Origin of the sequence: Chroococcidiopsis thermalis PCC 7203 (assembly GCF_000317125.1) — a bacterium.
Classification (GTDB): domain Bacteria; phylum Cyanobacteriota; class Cyanobacteriia; order Cyanobacteriales; family Chroococcidiopsidaceae; genus Chroococcidiopsis; species Chroococcidiopsis thermalis.
The window spans coordinates 5658702-5683141 of record NC_019695.1; the positions used below are offsets into that span (position 1 = coordinate 5658702).

28 protein-coding genes and 1 pseudogene are annotated in these 24440 nt (G+C 44.9%); 9 read left to right on the top strand and 20 right to left on the bottom strand.

The genetic code is table 11. The annotated features are described in order from the left end of the window. Nucleotides 1–52 precede the first annotated feature (52 nt). Nucleotides 53–796, top strand: coding sequence for a glycoside hydrolase family 24 protein (locus tag CHRO_RS24690; RefSeq protein WP_015156953.1), 744 nt, complete (start codon nucleotides 53–55; stop codon nucleotides 794–796). A 17-nt stretch (nucleotides 797–813) separates the two neighbouring features. On the opposite strand, the gene gloB is transcribed toward CHRO_RS24690, so the two are convergent. Next, a complete protein-coding gene (gene gloB / locus CHRO_RS24695) occupies nucleotides 814–1587 on the bottom strand; it encodes a hydroxyacylglutathione hydrolase (protein ID WP_015156954.1) in 774 nt (257 codons plus the stop codon). A gap of 70 nt (nucleotides 1588–1657) precedes the next feature. Here gloB and CHRO_RS24700 point away from each other — a divergent pair, with 70 nt between their 5' ends. Next, on the top strand, nucleotides 1658–2311 hold the full coding sequence (locus CHRO_RS24700) for a DUF429 domain-containing protein (RefSeq protein ID WP_084739188.1): 654 nt from the start codon (nucleotides 1658–1660) through the stop codon (nucleotides 2309–2311). Nucleotides 2312–2330: 19 nt separating this feature from the next. Then, nucleotides 2331–2477 (top strand): annotated as a pseudogene (locus CHRO_RS35105) (DUF429 domain-containing protein); the annotation flags it as partial. Here the strand turns inward: CHRO_RS35105 and glgP are convergent. From glgP to CHRO_RS24755, 11 genes are all read right to left on the bottom strand, one after another. Next, on the bottom strand, nucleotides 2433–5123 hold the full coding sequence (gene glgP, locus CHRO_RS24705; protein WP_015156955.1) for an alpha-glucan family phosphorylase: 2691 nt from the start codon (nucleotides 5121–5123) through the stop codon (nucleotides 2433–2435). The pseudogene CHRO_RS35105 and the gene glgP overlap by 45 nt on opposite strands. A gap of 149 nt (nucleotides 5124–5272) precedes the next feature. After that, nucleotides 5273–5743, bottom strand: coding sequence for an ABA4-like family protein (locus tag CHRO_RS24710; RefSeq protein ID WP_015156956.1), 471 nt, complete (start codon nucleotides 5741–5743; stop codon nucleotides 5273–5275). A 169-nt stretch (nucleotides 5744–5912) separates the two neighbouring features. Continuing rightward, nucleotides 5913–7274 carry a serine/threonine-protein kinase gene (locus tag CHRO_RS24715; RefSeq protein WP_015156957.1) on the bottom strand — a complete coding sequence of 454 codons (1362 nt, stop codon included), beginning with the start codon at nucleotides 7272–7274 and terminating at the stop codon, nucleotides 5913–5915. Nucleotides 7275–7456: 182 nt separating this feature from the next. Next, nucleotides 7457–8110 carry a hypothetical protein gene (locus CHRO_RS24720; protein ID WP_015156958.1) on the bottom strand — a complete coding sequence of 218 codons (654 nt, stop codon included), beginning with the start codon at nucleotides 8108–8110 and terminating at the stop codon, nucleotides 7457–7459. A 289-nt stretch (nucleotides 8111–8399) separates the two neighbouring features. Continuing rightward, nucleotides 8400–8786 (bottom strand): hypothetical protein, encoded by a 387-nt coding sequence (locus CHRO_RS24725; protein ID WP_051033303.1) that lies wholly within the window; start codon nucleotides 8784–8786, stop codon nucleotides 8400–8402. A gap of 43 nt (nucleotides 8787–8829) precedes the next feature. Then, entirely contained in the window at nucleotides 8830–9048 is a 219-nt protein-coding gene (locus CHRO_RS24730) for a hypothetical protein (RefSeq protein WP_041462624.1), read from the bottom strand. Between the two features lie 23 nt (nucleotides 9049–9071). Next, on the bottom strand, nucleotides 9072–9458 hold the full coding sequence (locus CHRO_RS24735; protein ID WP_015156960.1) for a hypothetical protein: 387 nt from the start codon (nucleotides 9456–9458) through the stop codon (nucleotides 9072–9074). Nucleotides 9459–9543: 85 nt separating this feature from the next. Then, on the bottom strand, nucleotides 9544–9891 hold the full coding sequence (locus CHRO_RS24740; protein WP_015156961.1) for a hypothetical protein: 348 nt from the start codon (nucleotides 9889–9891) through the stop codon (nucleotides 9544–9546). An 80-nt stretch (nucleotides 9892–9971) separates the two neighbouring features. Then, entirely contained in the window at nucleotides 9972–10400 is a 429-nt protein-coding gene (locus CHRO_RS24745; RefSeq protein ID WP_015156962.1) for a hypothetical protein, read from the bottom strand. Between the two features lie 127 nt (nucleotides 10401–10527). Further along, entirely contained in the window at nucleotides 10528–10905 is a 378-nt protein-coding gene (locus tag CHRO_RS24750) for a hypothetical protein (RefSeq protein WP_015156963.1), read from the bottom strand. Between the two features lie 280 nt (nucleotides 10906–11185). Next, entirely contained in the window at nucleotides 11186–11536 is a 351-nt protein-coding gene (locus tag CHRO_RS24755; RefSeq protein WP_015156964.1) for a hypothetical protein, read from the bottom strand. Between the two features lie 274 nt (nucleotides 11537–11810). On the opposite strand from CHRO_RS24755, the gene CHRO_RS30040 reads away from it, so the two are divergent. Then, nucleotides 11811–12668: a FecR domain-containing protein gene (locus CHRO_RS30040; RefSeq protein WP_015156965.1), complete on the top strand. Its 858-nt coding sequence runs from the start codon at nucleotides 11811–11813 to the stop codon at nucleotides 12666–12668. Nucleotides 12669–12759: 91 nt separating this feature from the next. On the opposite strand, the gene CHRO_RS32860 is transcribed toward CHRO_RS30040, so the two are convergent. The 3 genes from CHRO_RS32860 to CHRO_RS30905 are packed head-to-tail and all read right to left on the bottom strand — an operon-like array spanning nucleotide 12760 to nucleotide 13351. Continuing rightward, complete coding sequence (locus CHRO_RS32860; protein ID WP_015156966.1) at nucleotides 12760–12897, bottom strand: hypothetical protein; 138 nt, start codon at nucleotides 12895–12897, stop codon at nucleotides 12760–12762. A 24-nt stretch (nucleotides 12898–12921) separates the two neighbouring features. Then, a complete protein-coding gene (locus CHRO_RS30900) occupies nucleotides 12922–13101 on the bottom strand; it encodes a hypothetical protein (protein WP_181824232.1) in 180 nt (59 codons plus the stop codon). Next, nucleotides 13082–13351, bottom strand: coding sequence for a Mo-dependent nitrogenase C-terminal domain-containing protein (locus CHRO_RS30905; protein WP_015156967.1), 270 nt, complete (start codon nucleotides 13349–13351; stop codon nucleotides 13082–13084). Before CHRO_RS30905 ends, CHRO_RS30900 begins: the two co-directional genes overlap by 20 nt. Before the next feature lie 133 nt (nucleotides 13352–13484). Here CHRO_RS30905 and CHRO_RS24765 point away from each other — a divergent pair, with 133 nt between their 5' ends. Both CHRO_RS24765 and CHRO_RS24770 read left to right on the top strand, forming a co-directional pair. Continuing rightward, a complete protein-coding gene (locus CHRO_RS24765) occupies nucleotides 13485–14699 on the top strand; it encodes a sigma-70 family RNA polymerase sigma factor (protein WP_015156968.1) in 1215 nt (404 codons plus the stop codon). Further along, on the top strand, nucleotides 14696–15862 hold the full coding sequence (locus CHRO_RS24770) for a DUF1822 family protein (protein ID WP_015156969.1): 1167 nt from the start codon (nucleotides 14696–14698) through the stop codon (nucleotides 15860–15862). The genes CHRO_RS24765 and CHRO_RS24770 overlap by 4 nt, the downstream gene beginning before the upstream one ends. Before the next feature lie 78 nt (nucleotides 15863–15940). Here CHRO_RS24770 and CHRO_RS24775 read toward each other — a convergent pair whose 3' ends face one another. Beyond that, the gene (locus CHRO_RS24775; protein WP_015156970.1) at nucleotides 15941–16393 is read right to left on the bottom strand and encodes an EVE domain-containing protein; all 453 of its coding nucleotides are present in this window, start codon (nucleotides 16391–16393) and stop codon (nucleotides 15941–15943) included. 309 nt (nucleotides 16394–16702) lie between these two features. Between CHRO_RS24775 and CHRO_RS32865 the strand changes: the two genes are divergently transcribed. Both CHRO_RS32865 and CHRO_RS24780 read left to right on the top strand, forming a co-directional pair. After that, the gene (locus CHRO_RS32865) at nucleotides 16703–16840 is read left to right on the top strand and encodes a hypothetical protein (protein ID WP_015156971.1); all 138 of its coding nucleotides are present in this window, start codon (nucleotides 16703–16705) and stop codon (nucleotides 16838–16840) included. Nucleotides 16841–16972: 132 nt separating this feature from the next. Then, nucleotides 16973–17422 carry a hypothetical protein gene (locus CHRO_RS24780; RefSeq protein WP_015156972.1) on the top strand — a complete coding sequence of 150 codons (450 nt, stop codon included), beginning with the start codon at nucleotides 16973–16975 and terminating at the stop codon, nucleotides 17420–17422. A 13-nt stretch (nucleotides 17423–17435) separates the two neighbouring features. Here the strand turns inward: CHRO_RS24780 and CHRO_RS24785 are convergent, their stop codons facing one another. Both CHRO_RS24785 and CHRO_RS24790 read right to left on the bottom strand, forming a co-directional pair. Then, the gene (locus CHRO_RS24785) at nucleotides 17436–18260 is read right to left on the bottom strand and encodes a hypothetical protein (RefSeq protein WP_015156973.1); all 825 of its coding nucleotides are present in this window, start codon (nucleotides 18258–18260) and stop codon (nucleotides 17436–17438) included. A 140-nt stretch (nucleotides 18261–18400) separates the two neighbouring features. Further along, nucleotides 18401–18949, bottom strand: coding sequence for a hypothetical protein (locus CHRO_RS24790; protein ID WP_015156974.1), 549 nt, complete (start codon nucleotides 18947–18949; stop codon nucleotides 18401–18403). 611 nt (nucleotides 18950–19560) lie between these two features. Between CHRO_RS24790 and CHRO_RS24795 the strand changes: the two genes are divergently transcribed. Continuing rightward, nucleotides 19561–22224 carry a carboxypeptidase-like regulatory domain-containing protein gene (locus CHRO_RS24795; RefSeq protein ID WP_015156975.1) on the top strand — a complete coding sequence of 888 codons (2664 nt, stop codon included), beginning with the start codon at nucleotides 19561–19563 and terminating at the stop codon, nucleotides 22222–22224. Here the strand turns inward: CHRO_RS24795 and CHRO_RS24800 are convergent. Both CHRO_RS24800 and CHRO_RS24805 read right to left on the bottom strand, forming a co-directional pair. Further along, nucleotides 22221–23177, bottom strand: a complete 957-nt coding sequence (locus CHRO_RS24800) for a D-2-hydroxyacid dehydrogenase (RefSeq protein WP_015156976.1) — start codon at nucleotides 23175–23177, stop codon at nucleotides 22221–22223. The two genes, CHRO_RS24795 and CHRO_RS24800, sit on opposite strands and share 4 nt — an antisense overlap. Before the next feature lie 46 nt (nucleotides 23178–23223). Beyond that, the gene (locus CHRO_RS24805) at nucleotides 23224–24069 is read right to left on the bottom strand and encodes a carbohydrate ABC transporter permease (protein ID WP_015156977.1); all 846 of its coding nucleotides are present in this window, start codon (nucleotides 24067–24069) and stop codon (nucleotides 23224–23226) included. Nucleotides 24070–24440: the final 371 nt, after the last annotated feature.

Genomic DNA, 24440 nt, shown 5'->3' on the forward strand with positions numbered 1-24440 from the left:
GGGATAAGGGGGATAAGGGGGACAAGGGGGACAAGGAGGACAAGGGAGAATAATGACCGACAACCAACAACCTTCACGCAGTGTAGTGCCAGCGTCTACAACCAATAATAGTCAACTACCAATTACCCATTACCAATTACCCATTACCACCCCCTTGTTAAGAATCGGCAGAAGGCGCTTAGTTGCCGCTGGTATTGCTGCATTTGTCTTACTTTCCTTTCTGCGGCATTTACCTCAAGAGAAATCGCCTCCCGATCCTACTTTTGAGAGTAATTTTCCTCCTCTGGTGATGCAGGGGGGAGATCCTTACATTCGGGCTTTAATGCGGACGATCTCCGCTAGCGAGGCAAATGGTTCTCGACCCTATTCTCTAATCTATGGCGGTCAGCGCGTTAGCGATTTGAGCCGTCATCCAGAACGCTGTATCACAATTGTCAACGGTCCTAACAAGGGAAATTGCTCTACCGCAGCGGGGCGATATCAAATGATAAATACAACTTGGTATGCTCTTGCGCCTCGATACCACCCTCAGCCTTCTGGCTTTCTGTTTTGGCAGTCTTATAGTTTTGAGGCAAGATATCAGGATAAGGTGGTTTATGCTTGGCTCAACGACTCGCAAGAGTGGGGGACGGATATTGCTGAATTATTGCGCCAAGGAAAGTTAGACCGAGTGTTAAGGCTGCTTTCCGGTACTTGGACGAGTCTCGGTTACGGAATTGAAGATAACGCGATGACCAGTTCTTTGCCACGAATCTACCAAAAAGTCTTGCAACAGGAATTACAAAATCGGGGATAATTGACAACTGATAACTGTTAAAATCTATCTTTCATGCCCCGCAAACGAGCAAATGTTTGCACGGGATCTTGACTTTTGACTGCTGCTTGCAGTTCGGGTTGCTGCCAGCGGAGAAATGGGTTAGTTTGCTTTTCTATTCCCAATAATGATGGTACAGTCGCTCGATTGCGATCGCGAGCCTCTTGTACCTGGGCAAAGCGCGATCGCAGTTCTGAATTATTTCCATCTACAGTTAAGGCAAATTGCAGATTTTTCAACGTGTATTCGTGAGCGCACCAAACCCGGGTATTATCGGGTAAATTTCGTAATTTGCTCAAAGAGTTTACCATTTGGGTCGGCGTACCCTCAAATAATCGCCCGCATCCTCCAGCAAATAGAGTATCGCCACAGAATAATTCTCCAGGTTCGTTGACGCTGGTAGGAGGAAAATAGTAAGCGATATGGGCGCGGGTGTGTCCTGGGACGAAGAAAACTTCGCCAGTGCGATTCCCAAATGAAACGCGATCGCCTTCTTGTAAAAACACCTTTTGTCCTGGTATTCTGCCTTTATCTTCGACTCCACCATAAACTGTCAGTTGGGGAAATTTTTGCATCAGCTTTTGATTTCCACCCACATGATCGTGATGGTGATGGGTGTTGAAAATTGCCACTAATTCTGCACCCAGTTGTTGCAGTTGTTTTAAAACTGGTTCAGCCTCAGCCGGATCGACGACAGCAGCTATATTCTGCTGTGGTTCGTAAAGTAAGAAAATGTAGTTATCAGAGAGTGCGTTGAGACGAATAACCTGCATTTAGTCTGACCGTGTATAGTGCCATTTACAATTTAACGAGTGAGTCTTGGTAAGGCGATCGCTTTAACGGATGAAATTTCTAGGAATAGATTTGGGTTGGAGTTCTGGTGCAAGCGGTTTGTGTTGTTTAGAACTAACAAACGGGCAGTTACAACTATTGGATTTAGATCGTAGAGAATCTATTGCCGATATCCTCGCTTGGATCGATACTTGGGTACAACTAGAGGAACCAGCCATTGTTGCTGTAGACGCGCCGACTCTAATCCCCAACGCCACAGGGATGCGTTTACCTGACAAACTCACTCACAAATATTTTGGTAAATATCATGCTGGTTGCTATCCAGCTAATCTCAGCCTACCTTTTGCTCAAAGGACAGTAGATTTTGGTCTAGCTTTAGAAGCTAGGGGATTTAACCACGCGCCAGAAATTACGCCTCAAATGCCAGGACGCTACCAAATTGAGGTGTTTCCGCATCCTGCGATCGTGCATTTATTCCAGTTAGACCGGATTCTTAAATATAAAAAAGGAAAGCTGGCGGAACGTTACTTAGAATTGCTCAAACTCCGCCGGCATATTGTTGATGTTTTGTCAACTCTAGAACCTGCTCTGGTTTTGAGCCAGGAGAGTTGCCAATCCTCGGAGATCCCCCCAACCCCCCTTAAAAAGGGGGGGCAAAATTCCCTCTATAACGAGTCACAAGAGAATACAATCGGTTTTAAATAGCGATCGCCACGCATCACTGACTCTTGCTAGCCTCAAAGCGGTAGAAGACCAGTTAGATAGTCTGATCTGTGCTTATGTAGCGGCGCATTGGTGGTACTGGGGTTTAGAGCGGAACTGGGTATTAGGCGATCGCACCAGCGGGTACATTGTTGTCCCTGCTCCCTTGCCCGTCCAAGCTGCTAACCTTGACGGCGCTAGAGTCCTCCGCCCAGAGAATTAGTCGCGTCTCGTAGGGATTGGACAGATATTTGTGTTTTGGCAATACCCGTAATGACAATCCTTGTAAGCCAGAAGTGGTGTAGTTAATTTCAACCGTATAGATACTCATCCCCTGTGGATCTGTACCTTGAAACTGCATCGTAATTGGTACGCCGTTGACAATTTCCCCACTAGCATCAACGTTACCTTTATACAGTTCTACCTGCACGCTATCAGGGGACAATGTGGCAAGATCGATTCTGGCTTTGACAGCAATATTTTGATTCACTTGAATTTCTGCTGGTTCGGCAATATCGATCTCGACAACTTTAATGTAGTTCCAGTGTTCGGTTAAATCGGCTTTCCAACGAGCCAATTCTTTTGCTGGGACAAATTTATCGGCAGTTAAGGTAGAGTAGCGATCGCTAGCTGGGAAATAACCCCGTAAGGCGTACTCGCCTACCATCCGGGAAGTATTGAAAAACGGACAGTTAATCCGAATTGCATCCTTCATTTTGGCAATCCAGTGGCGGGGCAGATTGTCAGTATCGCGATCGTAGAATAGTCTGGCAACTTCCTGCTCGATTAAATCGTACAAGGCATTTGCTTCGACTTCATCTTGGAAATTGGGATCGTCGTAAATTTCTCCATGTCCAATCGCCCAACCAGTGCGGACGTAATCGGCTTCATCCCACCATCCATCTAAGACACTCAAGTTGAGTAGTCCATTCATCGCTGCTTTCATTCCACTCGTACCGGAAGCCTCGCGGGGACGGCGGGGATTGTTGAGCCAAACGTCGCAGCCAGCAACTAACAACCGCGAAATATGCATATCATAATTCGGGACGAAGACAACTTGCTTCTCTAACCCATGTTCGCGAATAAAGCGGTTGATCTCGCGAATCAGTTCTTTGCCTGGAATATCTTTAGGGTGTGCCTTACCTGCAAAGACAAATTGTACTTTGCGGTCTTTATTGGTAAGAATTTTCTCGATCCGCTTAAAGTCGCGCATCCATAAAGTTGCGCGCTTGTAGGTAGCAAAGCGCCGTGCAAAGCCGATGGTTAAAGCATAGGGGTCTAGAACTTCTTGAGCTTCGGCAATTTCAGCAGGAGAAGCACCGCGATCGCGCAAATGCTTGACTAAATGCTCCCGGACGTACACGATCATGTCCAGACGACAGCGTTCGTGGTTGCGCCACAACTCCTCATCGGGAATTGCATCCATCCGTTCCCATAACTGATTCTCGCTGGGGGCTGAAGACCAATTCGGACCCAAATAGCGATCGTATAATTCCTGGGTTGACTTAGCAACACAACTACGGGCGTGAACCCCGTTAGTGATGGCTGTAATTGGCACTTCTTCTTCTGGAACACCGTGCCACAATCCTTGAAACATCTCGCGTGACACGACACCGTGTAACTGGGCTACCCCGTTAGCAAAAGTCGCCATTTTTAGCGCTAACACTGCCATACTAAAAGGCGCGCTCAGATCGCCAGTATTTTCGCGTCCCAAGCCCAAAAACTCATCGCGTCCCAACCCGAATGCATCGGCATAATGTCCCAGGTAATACAACATTTTGTCTGCGGGGAACAAATCGATTCCTGCGGGAACCGGGGTATGGGTGGTAAATAGGTTACTTGCTGCTACGACTTGTCTGGCTTCAGTAAAACTCAAACCTTCACCCTGCATCAACACGCGGATGCGTTCTAATGCCAAGAATGCCGAGTGTCCTTCGTTCATGTGGTATGCCGTGACGTTATATCCCAACGCCTTTAGCATCCGCACGCCACCGATTCCCAACATAATTTCTTGGTGGATGCGCATATCGAGGTCGCCACCGTAGAGTTGGTCGGTAATGTTATGGTCGTATGCACCATTCGGTTCGATGTTGGTATCGAGCATGTATAGCGGAACCATCCCTACTTGGACGCGCCAGACTCTCGCATAGACGGTTCTTCCAGGGTAGTCCACTGCAACGCGGATCTCAGAGCCGTCAGGATTGCGCTCTAAGTGCAGCGGCATATTATAAAAGTCATTGATGGGATAGCGTTCTTGTTGCCAGCCATCAGCGTTGAGATATTGGGCAAAATAGCCTTGCTGATAGAGTAAGCCCACACCCACCAACGGTAAACCCAAGTCACTCGCAGATTTGAGATGATCTCCTGCTAGTACCCCTAAGCCACCGGAGTAGATGGGCAAACAATCTACTAAACCAAATTCTGCCGAAAAATAAGCGTAACACTCTTTGGCATAGCGCGTAGATTCGTGGAGCGTGTGCTGCGATGCCAGGCTACCGTCTCCCGTCTTCTGTCCGCGTTGCTTATCATACCAGGTGCGTTCTTGCAAGTAGTCATCTAGCTGACGGGCAGCCCTATCCATTTGCGCCAAGAAGCCTTCATCCTCCTCCACTTCTTGCAACCGCGCTTGACTAATGTTACCCAACATTAATACAGGGTTATGGTGGCTCGATTCCCACAAATCGGGGTCTAAGCGCCGAAATAAATCTTTGCTTTCAACGTTCCAATCCCAATGTAAGTTGTAAGCCAGTCGCCGGAGAGGTTCGAGGCGCGGCGATAGGCGAGGAGAGACATTAAACGTGCGAATTGGTTGCATATAGCAGGGTGTAATTCTTTCTTGCTTCAGTTATCAGTTATCAGTTGTCAGTTATCAGTCTAGCCAACTACCAATTACCCATTACCGATGACTCATTGCTTCAGTTATCAGTTATCAGTCTAGCCAACTACCAACTACCAACTACCAATTCAGCTAGATGTAGTAACAGTTTCTACCTTACTATCTTCGGTACGAGTAAAAAACTTTTGACCGATCGCGCTAGTGAGAATGTGGGAGAGTAAGCCTAAAGGACCTGCAAATAAACACAAAGCTAAAGAGTGAATTGTCCAGACTCCGGTGCGCTGTCCTTCCCAGTAAATCCAGCGTCCGACAAATAAATCCATGACAAGATAATGAGTCCATCCCGTCGCCATGACTTTTGGATCGGCAAAGATTTGAGCGAGATCTGCTAGTTTTAATTGGGGATTGGATAAGGCTTGGGCGTTTTCAGCAGTGAGACTGTTGACGAAGAAAAAGCCGTATAACACTGCTAAGGCGACGAACGGGAGGTAAGATTCCATTATCTTTCGGGTTACGCCCCAATTTGGCAGCAGAATTATTAATACCCAAAAGGGTAAAACGAAGATATTCGCGCCGTTGAAGAGTTGCTCGATTGTCATGATACTGCAAAGTAGGGGTGAGACAATAGCACTACTACAGCATTACTACAGGGGGCGATCGCTATCTGTCAAGTTACTTATCGCTCGCGCGATCGGGCTGAAAGCTCAATAGAGTGCGTTATTTAACGCACCCTACCAATATACATATACTTAAATCTAGTACAAAAATCTAGTGCAAACGGCGGCGAAAAGCGATCGCCTGTTGTGGATTGGGAATCTTTTCGGCTAAAGCTTCTACTAACATATGAGCCGATATCCCAGGATTTTGAGCTAAAGTTTCTCGAATGAGAAAACTCGCAATTGGTCCCACAAAATTAGTTAATTCTTGATGGCAAAGTTTCACAAATTCAGGATGCAGCGAGGAACGTTGCTCGATTGGAGGTGGAGTGACTTGTGGCGGTTGTGAGGGAAAATTACCTGTAGTCTGCGGATAAAAAGAAGCCTGTTGTTGGCTGGGAAATACAGGTTTTTGTGGCGATTGCGGTACAAATCCTGTCCCAGGTGGATTAATAACAGTAGGCTGCGATCGCGCTCCACCCATTGCTGAAAGTATCTCCATTGCCGATTGATAGCGCTCTCGCGGTCTGTCGGCAAGCATTTTATTCAGAATTTGAGTCAAGCCGTAACTGACGGGTTTATAATCTTGCCAGAGCCACTCTAAAGAATAGCGATCGAGCAATTCATGGGGTGCTTTACCAGTTAATAAAACAATTGCAGTTACTCCCAAAGCATAGAGGTCGCTACTAGGAGAACAGTGACCCATCCGAATTTGTTCGTGGGGCGCATAGCCAACTTTACCCACCATAGATTTATAGTTAATATAGGCTTGCTCGGAGTTATTAGCAGCCATATTACCAGATGCTTCTACTCCCTGCTTACCTACGCCGAAATCAATTAATACGGGTAAATTCTTCTCCCCATCAAAGATAATATTATCGGGAGAAATATCGCGGTGAATGATTCCGTGTTGATGAATATAATCTAATACAGGTAATAAATGCTGAAGCCATTGAACTATTTCTGCTTCAGAAAATGCTTGTCCGGTTTTTAGTAGACGGTCTCGTAAAATATGAGAATAATTCTTGCCATCAACATATTCTTGCACTAAAAACAATCGTCCGTTATCTTCAAAACAAGCTAAAAATTTAGGAATTTGATAATGAGAAATTTGATATAATATTCTTGCTTCTCGCTCAAACAAATCGCGAGATTTTTGTAAACAATGTGTCGCAATTGAATCTGGTAAAAATTCTTTTAAAACACAAAACTTATTAAAGCAATGTTGGTCGTAGGCTAGGTATGTCCGTCCAAACCCTCCTTGTCCTAAAACTCGATGTAGCAAATAACGATTAGCGATTAACATTCCCGTTGCCGTATTTGCGGTTGGAGTTTTGACTTCAGGCAAGGCAATTTCTTCAATCGGCACTTCTGAGTAGAGCTTAAGTGGCACTAACTCAGTTTGACCGTTGGTTGTGACTTTGGTATAAACGATTTTTAAAAAATTGGCGTTATTATTGTTACCGTCAGCCATAGCGATCCTTTCCTCGGACAAAGTGGAGGGGGAGGTGGGTATAAAGTTATCATCCTATCTACTCTTATTATTAGTTAGGAGCGAAGTAGAATGGTTATGCAAGACCAAATCTAAAATAGGGTAAGCGATGCCTACCCTATAACTTAATTATTCACAAATAAATCAGAGGTTTTTGAAAAAGCTTAACGAACGGTAATAATGAGCGTTTGTCTTAATTTACCGTTGCCACTGACTTGCTGTGATATTTGTGTTCCGGGTCCAGAAAGTTTAATCGCCACGTTAGAGGAAACTGGTCGATACTCGCCCACAATTTCAACTTTGTTGTCTCCTTTTGTTAAATAAGGCACTAAATTGAAGCTTGTTTGACTTGCTTGTAGTTTTTTCACTTCTACCCCATCTACCATGACTTTCCCGGTTAGACGAGTATTTCCGGCGATCGCCACTGATAAAATGTGAGGCGATCGCAGTGCGGTTGCATTCAAACTGATTCCAGTTGTTTGTTGCTGCGACGACTGAGTCGATGATTGAGTCGATGATTGAGTCGATGATTGACTATAAGTACTAGCAACACTGTGAGAATACGAATAGCTTCTTGAATAATTCATAGGTTTAATTGTTTGACTATTTGATGGTAAAGATAAATTATTTTGATAATAATTTAATGGCGAACTTAGTCCTAAAACAGCAATTATGAATCCGATTAACATCTTTAAGTGAGTAGGGAGAAAGTGAGTGGTAATGGGTAATTGGTAATTGGTAATTGAGTGGTGTGTGATGCGTGGTGCGTGGAAGAGATTGTAATTACATTCTTCTGACTCCTGTACGGACGGGTTCATCCGAAATCTTCGTCGGAGTTAGAGATCTTTGGTGAACCCGCCCTTACGACTCCTTCTGATAACTGATAACTGAAAAACCCCTTTGTATAAGCTAAGTGTACAAAAGGGTGAAGGGATTTGTGGAATTAACTTCAAGAAAGTTGAAATATGCTACGAATAGCGAGCGGTTATTGCAGTTATTAAGGCAGTTATTAAGATTGCGTGCGATTTAGCCATCTTATTGATGCATCAAATCAAGCATTAGGTAGGCGTTGCCCACCCTACTGATAACTGATAACTGACAACTGATTTAACGGCGTTCCAAAGCTCCTTCTGGAGTAGGTACATTCACGCGAACATCGACAGGAGTATAAATATTTGGAGTATCTATCCCCATTTCGCGCAATTTGTTGTCGCCTTCACGACCACCTAGTTTATGTTCGCTGCGGCGATTTTGTCTGACGCGATCGCCTTGACCGACTTGAGTAGACGTATGAGTACTATTGTTGTTGTAGCAATTTTCGTCAAACTCGGCGCTAGCTTCGTTGTTTTGCTCGGCTGGCTCTCTAGATACGCCCACTTGCACGTTCACGTCAGTTGCAGTACATACAGCTTGGGCGGGTTTAATTGTTGTCGTACCTAAAGCCAATACAGTAGAAAGGGAAAATAAACCAAGGGACAAAAATTTAAATCTCATAAATCTCACTTTTTCTCCTAGTGTGGAATGTCGATTTGTAGTGTTATTCGCACGTTGTTGATGAAGAACTATAGGTGCGAGAAACGCCACCAGAAGAAACAGTGGTTTGCGATCGCTGGTGGCTATAATTCCCCTTGTTACAATCAGTTCGAGTTCTCAGAACTTGAGAATTATCAATTGCACGAGGTTGCTCGATCGCGCAAGCAGCCACAGATAAAGTGGTAACGCTGAGTAAGCCGAGTAACCAGAATTTAAACCGCACTTTTAGCTCCTATTTACCGACGGCTATCTGCAAGTGGTTGTGGAAGAACTTTGAGTGCGGCTGACTCCACCACCAGAAGAAGTGGTTGTGGAAGAACTTTGGTGACTGTATGTACTACCGCCTCTACAACTGGTTTGCGTCCGCCGGACTTGGGGACTGACACTCCACGGGCTGCGTCTGGTACGGGTATTGTAGATCCGCCGCCAGCGGTTGCTACTTCTCACGGCTGGACGATTGCGTTGAATTGTAACTTGAGAGTTGCCGTTGGTCACGCGGATGTCGTCACCTCGAACGACCGTTGACCCCCCGTTGCTTGACCGAATTTCTACGTTGCCTGCTTTCGCCATTTCCATTGGTAACACCAGAAAAATAGAGGCAACCAAGACTGAAATCGATTTTTTGTTCATCATGAGCAGATACCTGCACTATTAGCTAATTGTTAATGGTTAATGGTTGATGGCGATTAACCATTAACCATTAACAATGAACGATTGTTTAACGACGATTAAATACATCGCGGCGAATTCGAGCATCTTGAGTGTTTTGGTTGACAGAAGTGTTACCGCTACCAAATTGATCGGTCAATTGATCGGAGGTTTGATTGATAACATCTCTCGAACGCTCTGCACCACCACGCCGTCCAAATCTTCTTTCAGATTTATCAATTTCAGCGTTTTGAGTGCTTTGGTTAACAGAAGTGTTGTTATTTCCTTCTTGGATTGTGGTTTGGACTGAATCCTGGTTAATCTCGTCTGCTTTAGCAGGCAGAGCCAGCAATCCAAAACCAGCAGCAGCAATAATTCCGACTAGACCAGCTTTAACAGTAGATTTGATGGTTGTCATAGTTTTTTCCTTCTTTTTGCACTTAGTTGTTAGTTGTTGGGCTGTAGAGACGTTACATGTAACATCTCTACAGCAAATTCTTATCTTCGTCGAATGAATTGGTCGATCTTGTGCTGGATGCGGTTATCGGTTCCGTTCGTCACAGCATCGCTTTGAGCGTTTTGTCTGGTGGTACTGTTCGTGCTGTCACCACGTCGATCTTGGTCGCTGTATTGGTCGATTTGTTGATCTATGCGGTTGTTTTCACCGCTTGCAGAGCCACTGACACGGGAATTTTGAGTTGATGTATGATTTCCCGAACCGTCACTGTGAATGATATTCGTTTGCCGAGTGCTTTGGTTGACGCTGCCACCATCGCTCGCTGTTGCACTGTTAGAAGAACTGCTACGACTGGTGACATCGGCACGCGCGGGAAGGGAATTCAATCCAATTCCAGTAGCAGCAACAAGACCGAGCAAACAAGTTGAGAAAATTCTCTTCACTTCTGGATGTGAAGTGGTGTTTAGCATGTGCGTGACTTCCTTCGACTAAGATCGGTTTCAGATTAGTTCTATAGTTGAGGGTCGTCAAATCCGATCGCATTACAGCTGTGTGTGAGGAGCATGACCCAACCTATTGCAGGATGGGAATTAGGATTTAGCGATCGCGAACCTCAAAGCGGTCGCGGCGAATCCGTCCATCTTGAGTGTTTTGGTTGACAGAAGTATTACCATCACCATATTGATCGGTGAGTTGGTCGTTGCCTTGGTTGATGGAGTTGCGATCGGGACGACCTTCTCTACGATCTGGACGACCAAATCTTGTTTCAGTTTCCTCAATTTCGCCCGTTTGGGTATTTTGGTTGACAGAGGTGTTGCTGTAGCCGTCCTGTCCGGTGGTTTGCGTGTTACCTTGGTTAATTTCGTCAGCTTTGACGGGCAGAGCAATCAGACCAAAGCCAGCGGCAGCGATTAATCCAACTAAACCTGTTTTGAGTCCGGCGTTAAGATTGGTTCTGAGATTGTTGTTTGTCATTTTTATTACTTCACTTGCACTTGGTTGTTGTCCTCAGAAGGACGATAGCCTTCATGTCGGAGGTTTTTAGAGATTTGTTCCACAGACGAGCAAGTGTTTTTGGTTACTTGCTGCATCACTATTACAGTTAATCAGAAAAGTTGTGCCTCATTTCGGAAAGAAAGCAAAATTTTTTTGAGACTAGAAAGAAAAAGAAAAGGCGATCGCAGTGTAGGCTTACATTTGACGCGATCGCGCTAGAGCATTGAGAAATTTCTGAAGCTACTAGCGATCGCAGGTACTAGCGAGGATAAACAGTAACGCCGCGATCGACAGAAGTGTTTTTCTTGTCATTGCGATTGGTTTGTTGGTGATTGCCTCGATTATGCTTGTCTTGACGAGAAGACTCGGAGGAATCGTGCAAATAGTCGTAGTCACCGGAGCGATCGAGTTTCGTTTTTATCCCCTTTTTATCAATTTCGGCAGTTTGAGAGGATTGTTGGACCGAAGTGTTGCTATTACCATCCTGTCCGGTAATTTGCGTGTTAATTTGAATAATCTTATCGGCTTGGGCAGGCATACAAAACCATCCGAAACTTGCAGCTAAAATTAAACCGCTGCAACCAGTTTTGAGGATGCGATCGATTTTCATAGTAATTTCTTCCTTTGCACTTAGCTGTCAGTCAGTTATCAGTAAGAGCGTGAAGAAAGGGTGTGGGGTGTGCGAGAAGAGGCAAGAGGCAAGAGGCAAGAGGCGAGTGGGAAATTTTGAATGCGCGAATTTTGAATTGCTTCCTCAGCCTCCTCAGCCTCCTCAGCTCCCTCAGCTCTCTTTTTCCCTGCTCCCTTCCATAAAAGACTTTGACCGAGTTGTATAAGTTCCTGAGACAGTAAATTACAGTCAAGTTAAGGAGAAGATAATTTTGATGAAATGGTGGCAACGTTTGCTCGCGCCAGGATTTATCGCAGGTAATCTGGTAGCCATGTTCGGCAGTCTAGCGCTCGCGCAGTCAGATTTGTTGACTCAAGCAGAAATTTATAAATTAGTCAATCGAGTTCAATTATGGCTGAAAAACCAACCGCCGCGATCGGCGCAAGTTGCAGACATGGTTCAGCCTCTAGATGCAGTCAAAACCGATCCCCTCGCTAGAGCAGATTTAGTTTTTAATGAAGGTTCGCTGGTGCGGTTAGGGGGAAATGCTATTTTTCGCTTTGTACCTGGTAGCCGTAGTTTTCAGTTGCGTAACGGTACTGCCTTGTTTATTTTTCCACCTGGAGATGAGAGCGGTACTGTTGTGACACCAGAAGCTGTAGTCACAGCGCCGGGAACAGCCGTATGGGTGCAGCATAACTCAGATAAACACATGACATCAATTGGAGTTTTGACCGAAAACCCCCAAGTTCCCGTGACTGTTGCCACTTCTGGGGGTGAAGGCGTAGTGGTTTTAGATGCGGGACAGCGCACGGCTGTGAAACAAGGAGAATTGACAGCTGTAAAAGATATGAGCTTGAGGCGATTTTACAAAGCCTGCAATCTAGCGGCTGACTTAGGCACGGCGGAGGAAACACCGAGCGATAGCCTCCCGCCACAAGCACAAAATACGATTCTGACAGTCCGAAATCAGGCGATCGCCGCTTTAGAAGATCAATTCCGCGAAGAAACAGAACCCCCACCTGGTTTCGAGCAGATCGTACCGTGTACCGTTAAAGAAGAACCGAAAGGTATTTCAACAGATCCTCAAAATGTTTTTCAGGGTTTTCCATCTGTGCCGAGTAGGAGATGATGGGTCAGATCGCTGTTACATCCCACAATGACATCGCCTTATCCCAAATAGCACAGGTGAAAGAGTCAATCTGTCCGCGATCGCGCTGCGGTTATACAGAGTATCTAACTTCTAAAACTTCAGTACGGGTTAATAGCTCGTCCTGCGCCAACACCGAATGCATCCACAATAGTCCTGGGACAGTGCTAGCAATTATCTTTCGCATCCATAACCCAATCTGTGTCGTCATTTATCATTTCTCATTCGTCATTCGTCATTTGTCATTCGTCATTTGTGGATGATAATTATTCTCCCTTGTCTCCCTTGTCTCCCTTGTCCTCCTTGTCTCCCTTGTCTCCCTTGTCTCCCTTGTCCTCCTTGTCTCCCTTGTCTCCCTTGTCTCCCTTGTCTCTCCGACTCCCGACTCCCGCCGTTTAACAATAAACCGTAACATCTTCACCGCACTCGTCTGCTAGGAAGCACAGGCACTTGAAGCGGAGGTAAACGATCTGTTCGTAGAAAGGATTTAACTTACATAGAGGTGGAATGTGAACCAGCTTGCGTCCAAAGAAGCTAATTGTCCGTTCAAAAGGACACCGTGCGGGAATTAATTGACAAAACAGATGAGCGAATTTGGGATTGTGAATTTCTAGGCTTTCTAACCATTGGCAGATATTACTTTTGAGTGCGATTGGTGCGAACATAGGGATCTCTCCTTTTGTAATACTGAAATTAGGTGGAACTGGTGGGTTTTATTTATATAGGTGGTTAATTACCTTCATTTATTTGATAGGTTTACCTCTGCTGTGTTATGCAACTAACGTGAGCGATTGATTCATGCGTCCCCGTCAAGGCATTATCGAAATCTTTTCGACCTTTCTGCAATTTGACGCAGACCGCTTCCGTGCTTGGGTCAGCGACCCACACTTGCGGCGGAGTATGCAAGCTAGGCTGGCACAATCTCCGCAAATGGAGGCGGCGGAAAACTATTGGGTTCTTTATTGGTATAAGTTGTGGCAAACTCAGCCTGATAGTCTAGCTAAGGCACACCTTACCGCTTACTTGCAGGAAGTGTGCTACTGGACGGCACATAAAACGAGTGCCAGCTTTGCTTCATCCCAATACACCTTGTCTGATTGCTTTCAAATGGCGATCGCCCGTTTTGATAAGGTCTTAAAAGGCTTTAACCCCCAATTGGGTTACGGGTTTAAAAACTATGCCAGTGCGATTTTTAGCAGCGTCCTGAAAGATTTGCTGCGCCAACAGCAGGAAGTCGATATTTCGACAAATTGGTCGCTGCTGCGTCGCTTAAGTCAAAAAAGACTGGTAGAGTCTTTACAAAATGCCGGACTTGGTGTAGATGTTATTAACCGTTACGTCCTTGCTTGGAATTGCTTTAAAACGCTTTACGTTCCGACTCAGCCCACGGGAACCCGCCAACTGCCCAAACCGGAATCTGAGACTTGGGAGGCGATCGCTAAACTTTACAATCAAGAACGCATTACCCAACTCCAGCCATCAGGGACAGAATGTAACGCTCAGACGCTAGAAAAATGGCTTGTTGCCTGTGCCAAAGCCGCACGCTCTTACCTCTATCCCTCACTCGTATCGATCGACGCTCCCAAACCAGGACAAGAATCAGGAGCATTTCTGGACGATTTGGGTAGCTTCGAGCAAGATAATTACCTGAACGAAATGATCGCTGTTGAAGAACAGAAAAAACAGCAATCGCGACAAACTCAGATGCAGGCAGTTTTAGCAGAAGCGATCGCCAAACTGGACTCGCAAGCACAGACAATTATGCAAATGTACTACGGACAGGGACTGACGCAACAGGAAATTGCCAAGGCGATCGATACCAAACAATATACAGTTTCTCGCCGCCTCACCAGAGCCAGAGAAAGCATGTTACTGGCTTTGGCAAAATGGAGTCAAGAGACATTGCATATTACTCTGACATCAGAGGTACTCAATAATATCAACACAGTTTTAGAGGAATGGTTGCAGGTACATTACCGCCGTCCCTCCTCGCTCATGGAGTCTACCTCATGACCTTCGATCCTAGCTCGCTAACTTTAACCGATCCGACACAGGTGTGGCTGGAAGTGTCGGATTTAGTGCGATCGCAGGCATGGCAGCGCAGCCAAGCTTGTTCTCATCCCAGCAGTCGTTGGAACGCCTATCTCAATCAAGTTTGCCTCCAGACTATATTACCCTGGTTGCGGGAAGAACATGCTGGAAAAGCTCTGGCTGTACCGAGTTTCACCGCTTTACCTAGCATCTGGGAATTTGTGAATGGGACGGGCGTAGCTTGGGACAGGCTGCGGATCGTCTTAATTCCAACAGAGACAATTGATTTAAGCGAACTGCGCGTGCCTCAAGAATGGGTAGACATTCCTGACTGGGTTGCTGATTATTACTTTGGCGTACAAGTAGACCCCGATTGCGCATCTATTAGAGTTTGGGGTTATGCTACTCACGAACAACTCAAACAAAATGGTAGCTACGATTCCCAAGACCGCAGCTATTGCCTAGATGAAGCCCATGTAATTCAGAACATGAGCGTATTGTGGGTAAGCAGACAACTCGGTATTACCGAAACGACACGCCGGACAGTTGCAACTTTACCTGTCATTCCCTTAGCACAGGTAGAAAATTTAATTCCCCGCCTGGGAAGCTCAGAAGTTGTGAGTCCGCGCTTGGCAGTACCGTTTCAATTATGGGGCGCGTTAATCTCGCATGGCGGTTGGCGACAAAAACTTTACCATCACCGTTTGGGACATCCCGAACAGTGGTCGGTTTTAGAATGGCTGCAAACAGGAGTATCGGACGCAGCAAGACAGATGGGATGGGGACAAAGCACCTGGCAACCAGCGATCGTGGCGGCTGCAAGAGGGACGACACAATTTTTTCCAGAAGTTTTGCTGACTCGCCACATGATTATTGCCCAGCAGCAGTATGAATTAAGAGTGATGCCTCGTACAGGGGGAGTCTGGCGATTTGAGTTACGTCATGCTATGGGCGATTCCATTCCTGCCGGATTTACACTACGTTTATTAACTGAAGACTTACAAGCATTTGAAGGCAACGAAGACACAGCTAGCAAACCTGTAGAATGTCTATTTGTCGAAGTCTCTCTTGCTCCAGGCGAAGGTTTAGTTTGGGAAATCGAACCCACCCCAATCAATTACGATCGCGAGATTTTGCGATTTTGAGAAATCAGTTATCAGTGGCTGGTGGCTGGTGGCTAGCTACTTGCAAATGACAAATGACGAATGACAAATGACAAATACTTACTGAGCCAATGCTAGTATTCTTTGGGCGATCGCCTCGGTAACGGGCATTACTGATAATCGATTACCTTGTTTGACTACGCCTAGTTCTTCTGGGCTAAATTTTTGTTTCAACGTAGGTAAGGAAATAAATCGAGGAAAAACCTTGACAAATTCCACTTTAACTGTGTACCAGCGCGGAGAATGAGAGTCCGATTTTGGGTCATAGTAGGGGCTACTAGAGTCAAACTGCGTCGGATCGATAACTTCAGGTGTGACAACTCGCATCAAACCCACAATTCCTGGGGGTGTGGCATTAGAGTGGTAGAAAAAAGCTAAATCTCCTACTTGCATTTGACGCAAATAGTTGCGAGCTTGATAGTTGCGTACCCCATCCCAAATTGTGGTGCGATCGCGATCGAGGTCTGAAATGCTGTAAGTCTGTGGTTCTGATTTCATCAACCAATAATTCATAAATCGTTAGTGATTAGTGACTGGTGGCTAGTAACTAGAAAGGAGTCCAGCCACTAGCCACTAGCTACTGATAACACTCAAGGAGCGTCAATTTCACGAGTAGTAGAACTGTCTCCTAGCCACTAGCCACTAGCCACTAGCTACTGATAACACTCAAGGAGCGTCAATTTCACGAGTAGTAGAACTGTCTCCTAGCCACTAGCCACTAGCCACTAGCTACTGATAACCGCTCGTTTCCAAAATTCATGAATTTACGTAAAATAATATGAAGTATTGATAAAAATAGTAGCATTGGAGATTAACTCGCTCATGGCTGAAGCATCAGATCGGCAACGGCAGATTATGGAACATTTATCTCGCAGTACGGGAGATTTTATTAAACCGTCACTCAACTCAGAAGACCGCAAGAAGCGAATTATGGAGCATATTCGTTTAACCAAAGGTTAAGGCGATCGCAAAGTGTAAGGTGATTTCGGCTCGATATCCTTGACACTCATAACTGGAAAATGCCATATTCCCGGTTGACACTCTCGCGATCGCTGGAGTGAAGTCAATCGATATTCACATATTCTGAGCCGAATGCTACACCGATTAACATTATTTATCACTGGAGCGATCTTGGTAGGCTTTGGTAATTATGCCGCGATCGCTCAAGAAGCACCTCAAGTAGCATTCAGCAATGTTAACCCTGGCATTGTAGAGCCGATGTTGGGGAATATGAAAATATTGCAGTCAACTGCACCAGCGACCCTGAGCGTTAACGTACCATCAGAGCTAGCGGCTCAGATTAGTATTTTATCTCCGAATTTGGTAGAAGGAGCGTCAGACGATCCAGAGGGGACGACGCGGGTAGGTTTTCTGAACTTTGGAGCGAATAGCCTAAGCAGCGATAGTCAAAATAATACTGCCAACTTACCCACAGGTAACACGGATTTAGAAGTGCGGATGCGGGTAGAGCGTCCTGTTGCCTTTACCCCAGGAAATTATAATTATCGCCTGAATCTCAGCGTCACTGTCACGCCACCTTAATGACTAACCTTAATTACTGCGGTACGGTGAAGCTAACGCTAAAGGGAGTGTGGTTTGTCTTGCCCTCACCCCATTTCAACTCGCCAGAGAGTTGATACTCTCCTGGTGCTAACTTAGTTTGCTGGGGAGTTTGAGGAGAAATTAATAGATAGCGTTCTCCTTGGGCGATCGCAGTCGTATCGTTAATTTTACCTGTAGAAATCTCTTGCTTGCCTTGTTTCAACGTCCAATTTCCCGCAACAACGGCAGAAGCTTTGCCTGTATTTTGCACGAGTAATTGCACTTGGTTCGATTTTGGGTTAAACCTGGCACTATTAGCAACGAGATTTGGTAACACATCTCCTTTACGGACGTAGACCGTGACACCAATGCGCGGCACAACAGAAGTGATGAACGTGACTTGATTTGCCTGGTTAGTTTGCGTAACTTTGGTTGCTTGGAGATTTTCTGTAAAAATCATGGTGCGATATTCACCATCTGGTAAGTTAGGTGGAAACCTTACAATGAAACGAATTTTCCGCTTACCAGAGCTAGGAACGACTAACTCTGTAGGAGAGAATTGCAAATAGGGACTCAGATCGTTAGGGCTAGATTTCAAAGCCTGAAACCCTTGTTCTTTGTCGTAAGTAAAGGGAGCAGTGTAAACGCGGGCGCGAAAAGCTTCCGGCGCTTGATTGTAAACAGTCATCGTACCTTGTGCTTGACCCCGTTTAGCTTCTGTCTCCACGACCATAGGAGTAATAGCAATATCTGCGCGGGCAACACTGCCCCACAATAAAAAGCTAGATAGCAAACAACTACCTAGTAACGAACAGCGACCGATGGCAGCAACATTCATCAATGGTTTTATCACAATAACTATAACTATTACCGTTGTTAGTTACGCACGCGCAACTCCATTTAGCAACGAAACTTGGTTTTTTCAAACCAAGTTCGTCACTTTTCAATTGCTTTTAATTAAGCAAATCAGTCATAGCATTAGTTAGGGGTTGCAGTCAAAGTAACCATATATTGGTAAGTGCCGCTAGGAACGTCAGAAGTAAAGCTTCTCGTACCGGCAACCATACCGACTTGGAGTGGAACATCAACACCAGAAGGAATTGTTATGGGAGTCGTAGACTTGTTCCAAGCACCACTATCAAAAGTACTACCACCGGAATAGGCAGTAGTATAGTTTGCCCCATCGTAAACAATAGATTGTAACTTCTGTGGATTAAAACTAGCAGGGACGCTAACTGCTACTGGAACAGAAGTACTCAGTTGAGCGGGAGAATTGCAATTAATCATTGTTTGACCAGCAGGGAGACCAGGTGTTAAACCAGGAATACCTCCACTAGATTCAACCCAGCCATATTTGGGCATAACCTGACCGAGAGTACCGCCGACAGTCCCAGAAAATACACAGCTTCCTGCAACAGTGCCGTTAAATGGAACATCTTGGGTTGTTGGTGCTGCATTTGCCACGGGGATGAAAGATGCAGTACTCAACACAGCAAGACTACTAGCTAAAGCTAAACGCCAATTCATAAGCTACTCCTTTCAAATTAAATCTTGGTGAATTTTTCAACTAGGACACAGCAAAGTACTGCTTAGAAATAAACTTGCATTAGTCTATGCATTCTAAGTCCAGATAGCTTTTCCTAATAAAAAACTACTTGATGGCTCTAAAAAATCACTTCAGTTAAATTAATCAACCAGAGATTTTTTAACTCATGCCATTCAATTTTAGGTTCAACTATTGCTGTGACTGATTACTAAAATAAGCAAGTATTTCTCAAAACTCTCTGAGAGAAATTACGTAAGTTTAGCCGCAAAAAACGACAAAAATAGCTATTTACTTTAATAATTTATTTATTTTCGATTATTTGACCGATATTTGCGCATCGAGCGAGAAATATCGTGGATTCTACGGATGTGACGTTAATAATTGTCGAGCTATATTAATCCGCTGTTCGCTCAAAATAACTTTATTTGCATTACCAAAATCGGCTGGTAATGTGTTACTGCTTTTGTACAGCAAATATCTGTATAAGATTTTTTGTAAAATTTTGATTTTACAAAATTTGTTACTTGTTAGCCGATCGCCTGTTGATAAGTTAATTCAATTTAACTAACCTGGACGGATTGATTTTCAATATATGAAAACAAAATATCTGCTGACTTTATCGCTCCTCACGGCTGTGCTGGGAACATTTGAGACAGCGATCGCGCAAGTAACAACAAATGAAAGTTCTATAAAAATTTTGCCGGATTTGTTAAATTCTGAACTCATGCATTCTGCTGCACCAGCAACTAGTGCTAACAATTCAAACAGCTTGTTAACGCCTAAGACTGAGTTTAGCGTTTTTCCTGTAGGAATAAATATAGGCGATCGCAATGTCAAATCTGGCGCATTAGTCCGAGGACAAGAAGACGGCAGACAAGCACTTAACTTTGCTAATTGGCGACTGTCTTACGATGATATAATTCAAGTCTTAAAATTTAACGTTACCACTTTAGCAGACGGTCAAATAGAAGTCCGTTCCGCTGGAATTGTGACTCGCCTCAATCCTAAAAAACTACGTACCGATCCCGAACTAGGTTTAGTATTTTCGATTCAAGATTTACAAACATTATTTGGAGTAAAAGCAAAGTTCGACCTGAATGAATATGCAATTATTTTAGAAGTGCCTTGGCTGACTCAGCCTGCAACAAATACATTTGAAGAAACCGAAACGCCTGTTGTCTTAAATGGCTTACAACGCCTCTACCCTGGCAAATTAAATATTGCTGGTATGGAACAAAGAGTCAATGCTACGGGAACGGGAGACACCACACCCACTTACACGGGAGACACACTTGCTGTTGGTAGTGCTTTCGGTGGTTCTTGGTTTGTCCGTACCACTCAATCCCAATTGCAAGACTTCTCCACTTGGAAACTTGCCGAAGCTCAATTTCTGCGTCAAACCGATTTTACCGACTATTTTGTAGGCTCTCAACCGACATTTTGGCAAAGTCAAGAAACGAGAAATTATTGGGGTTTAACCTTAGTTCAAAGACAAGGCTTTTCTCCACCTCAGAGTCTATCTGCTGGGAGTTCCGATCCGCGCCAACGCTTGCAAGCTGCTGTCGTGGGACGCACGATCGCCGGTAAAGCCGAACCAGGAACCTTAGTTAGGTTAGTCCGAGGATTTGGCAGTCGGGCGATCTCAGAAGTTTTAGTCGATTCCTCTGGAATCTATCGCTTTGAAAATATTAAATCCGATCGCGCTTATGACAGCAACTATCGTGTTTTCCTCTATCCCCAAGGACGGCTGACTGCACCACCAGAAATTCGGGAAGCGAGTTTTTCTACTGTACCAGGACAAATTCCCGCAGGTGCTTCGGCTTTCGTCGTGTCTGGCGGTTGGCAAAGCGATACGGACACGCAAATTCCTTCCATGCGAGAGTTGCGCGGCGGAGTTGCTGGACGCTGGGGTTTATCGCCAACGCTAACTGTAGGTTTAGGTGGGGTCTACGACGACTCTTTACAAGGCTTGGCAGAGGTCTTCTGGCGACCTGATAACTTTCCTTTACAAGTAGCAGTCTCGGCGCTGGCAGGTTCTAAATTGGAGGCGATCGCCGATATTCAATTCACTCCCTCGCCTAATTTCAGTGCGTTGCTATCGAGTGACAGATATTCCAGTCGTTTGAATCTCAATTGGCAGTTGTCGCGCAGCTTCAGCTTATATGCCTCAGCTAACAGTCGCGATGCCACATCTGGAGGAGTGCAATTTAGCTTTAGCGGGAAAAATGTCTTCACCTTTGCCCGTGCTGGCTTGGATACCAAAAACCGCCTGCGTTGGTACTTACTCCAAGGTTTGGGCAGATTGGAACTGAACTTACAAGGTAACGAAGTAGGTACGAATTCGGCACTGACGTACAACTTATCTCAAGACAATGGCAACACCGAACACTCGTTGCTATTAAATTATGAAACGCGCAGTCAAGGTAGAAGCGATCGCTTACTGACTCTTGGCTGGCAATATCGATCGCCACAACGGGCAAGTGATGGAAACTATTTATGGGAAGCCCAACTAGGTTACGGGATGAATTCTGGAGGTAGCGGTCTATTTGCCTCGCTGGGAACCACCGTCCTACCAGGCGTGATGTTGCGCGGACGCTACCAAGGAGTATCTCTCACCTCTGATGAGTCGAGTTTCAGTGTAGAGTTAGTTTCTAGCTTAGGCTTGCAGGCGGGTATTAGCCCAGGCGACAGGCATACCAGCGAGTTCCGTACCCAAGGGGGTTTATTAATTCAACCGTTTTTTGACCGCAATAACAACTCAAAACGCGATCCAAGTGAAGAGATTTACACCGAAAACTGCGATCTGTTACTGATACTAAATAATCAACCACTAACCGCTTGGCGACCGAAAATTCAACACAATCGCATCCTCTTGCGCCTACCACCCAATACCTACCGTTTAGACTTCGATCCGGCGGGATTCCCTCCCGATTGGCAAGCACACCTACAAGCTTTGGCTGTGGTTGTCAGTGCTGGCAGCTACACCCCCGTTTTCGTGCCTCTAGTTCCTGCCTTTAGCCGCACTGGAGTTGTTATTGATATGCAAAACAAACCGATTGCTGGTGCAACGGTAGAAGCTATAGGAAAATCTGGTCAGCGCAAATTTTCCGTGACGAACAGCGCCGGAGTTTACTATCTAGAAGGATTATCTCAGGGAGAGTATACACTGACAGTAAATGGTCGCTCCCATTTACGGTTGAAATTAGATACATCTACCAAACCGTTTCAAGAACTTAATTTGAAAGCCAAAGTTTAATATCCAGCCGCTCGATCTACGATGTTGCGCAAAGGTTTCCCAGCTTTATAGAGTGCCAAATTTTCTAGAAATAACTCTATTACCCGTTGTTGCATCTGTTGAGATATGCCGCTACAGTGAGGAGTTATAAAGACATTGGGTAGCGATCGCAATTGACTGTCTGCTGGTAGTGGTTCTACAGTAAAAGCATCTAAAGCCGCGCCTGCAATCCAGCCTTTTTGGAGAGCGTGAATGAGAGCATTCTCATCGATAATTCCGCCACGGGCAATATTAATTAAATAAGCACTTGCCTGCATGGATTTTAGGACATTGGCATCGATTAGGTGTTTTGTTTGAGGTGTTAAAGGCGTAGCCAAGACGAGATAATCTACCTTTGGTAAAAGTTTACGCCATTCTTGTGCGCCAACTACCAAATCGAAACCGGGCAGCGATCGCGGATGCAAGCAACTCCCCCAGACGCGCATTCCAAAAGCTTGAGCGCGGGTGGCGATCGCTTGACCAATACCTCCAGCACCGATAATTAGGATAGTTGCGCCCATCAATTCTTGGATTCCCAAAGCTTCTACTTCTGGATATGACAACCAACGATCTTGCTGTTGGGCTTTAAATGTAGATAAGCATTTGGCGCGATCGAGCATATATGCTAAGACAAATTCAGCAATAGGAATTGCATGAACTCCAGCACTATTTGTCATTATCAGATCGCGAGAGACTAAGGTTGGGATTAATAAATGGTCAATGCCTGCACTTTCAGTATGCAGCCAACGTAGATTGGGTAATTGTGATAATACTTGCTCGAAAAACGTATTATAAGACCATTCATGAAAATACACCTCAGCATCGCTTGGATCTCCATCTAGATTGCCTTGAAGATCGAGCTTGACAATGCGATCGTCGTTCGATAAATGAGGCTCGATCTGTGCTGCTAAATTACTTGGTAAAACAATTTTCATAAAATTCTTATTTCCAAATTCCGAATTCCGAATTCCGAATTCCGAATTACCCTTTCACGCCGCTACCTGCTGCTGTGGGTACGATGTAACGTTGCACGAACAGAAATAAAATTAAAATTGGTGCAATTGAAATTATCGAACCAGCTGCAATTAATCGCCAGTCTAAAGAGAAGGTTCCTGCTAACATTGCCACCCCTAAAGGTAAAGTGTAAAGTTCGGGGCGATCGATCACAATCAAAGGCCAAAGAAAGTCACTCCAAGCACCGATGAAAACAAAAATTGCCAACGTGACGAGGGCGGGGCGAATAGCTGGTAGCATGACGTTCCACCAAATACCTAATTCCGAACACCCATCAATTCTGGCTGCTTCTTCTAATTCTTTCGGAACGCCTTGAAAGGCTTGCCGTAGTAGAAATATACCAAAAGCAGAGGCGATCGCCGGAAAAATAATTCCTAAATAGGTATTTTTCATCCCTAACTGTACTGTCAAAATATACAGTGGAATCATCACGATTTGAAATGGAATCATGATGGTAGTGACAATTGCTGTAAAGATAATTTCTCGACCGCGAAATTCTAAGCGGGCGAGGGGATAAGCTGCTAAAGCACAAAATAATAAATTCAATCCCACTGTCAGCAATGCTACGAGCGTGCTGTTAAATAAATACCTGCCAAAAGGATTTGTCTCCCAGACGCGGACAAAATTATTAAATGTTGGCTGACTGGGTAAAAATTGCGGTGGAAACTGAAAAATATTTTCTGTGGGAGACTTCAGCGACGTACTCAGCAGCCACAGCAGAGGAAACAGCATTAAAATTGCGATCGCGCCTAGTAAACCATACGTCCAAATTGTTCGCCAAGTTTGATTTTGTGTTTGTTTACCCTGATTCATACATTCCTCACTGCGATCGAATATCTCATCAATAGCAAAGCAAATTTCTTTCAAAGTAGGAATCAATCGATCGTAAATTAACTTATTTATTTAAAAAAATTTAGATTTATCTGGTAAAGACACTTGATTTATTTGTAATTTCATCTTACTATGTTAATAGTATTTTTTTAACTAAATGCTTGTTAAAAGCAGGTTGGTTGAGGTGCGCGGTACAATTGTATCGCGCATTTGTATTGCGCATTGTTTTGTAAAGAGTTATTTTGCAGAAAATTGTAGATTTTTGCAATCTTGGCGGAGAAATTTTTGAACGCGGATGTAGGCAAAACCTTCCCACGGGGTACGCAGATTACAAGCGCCACATTTTGACTTTT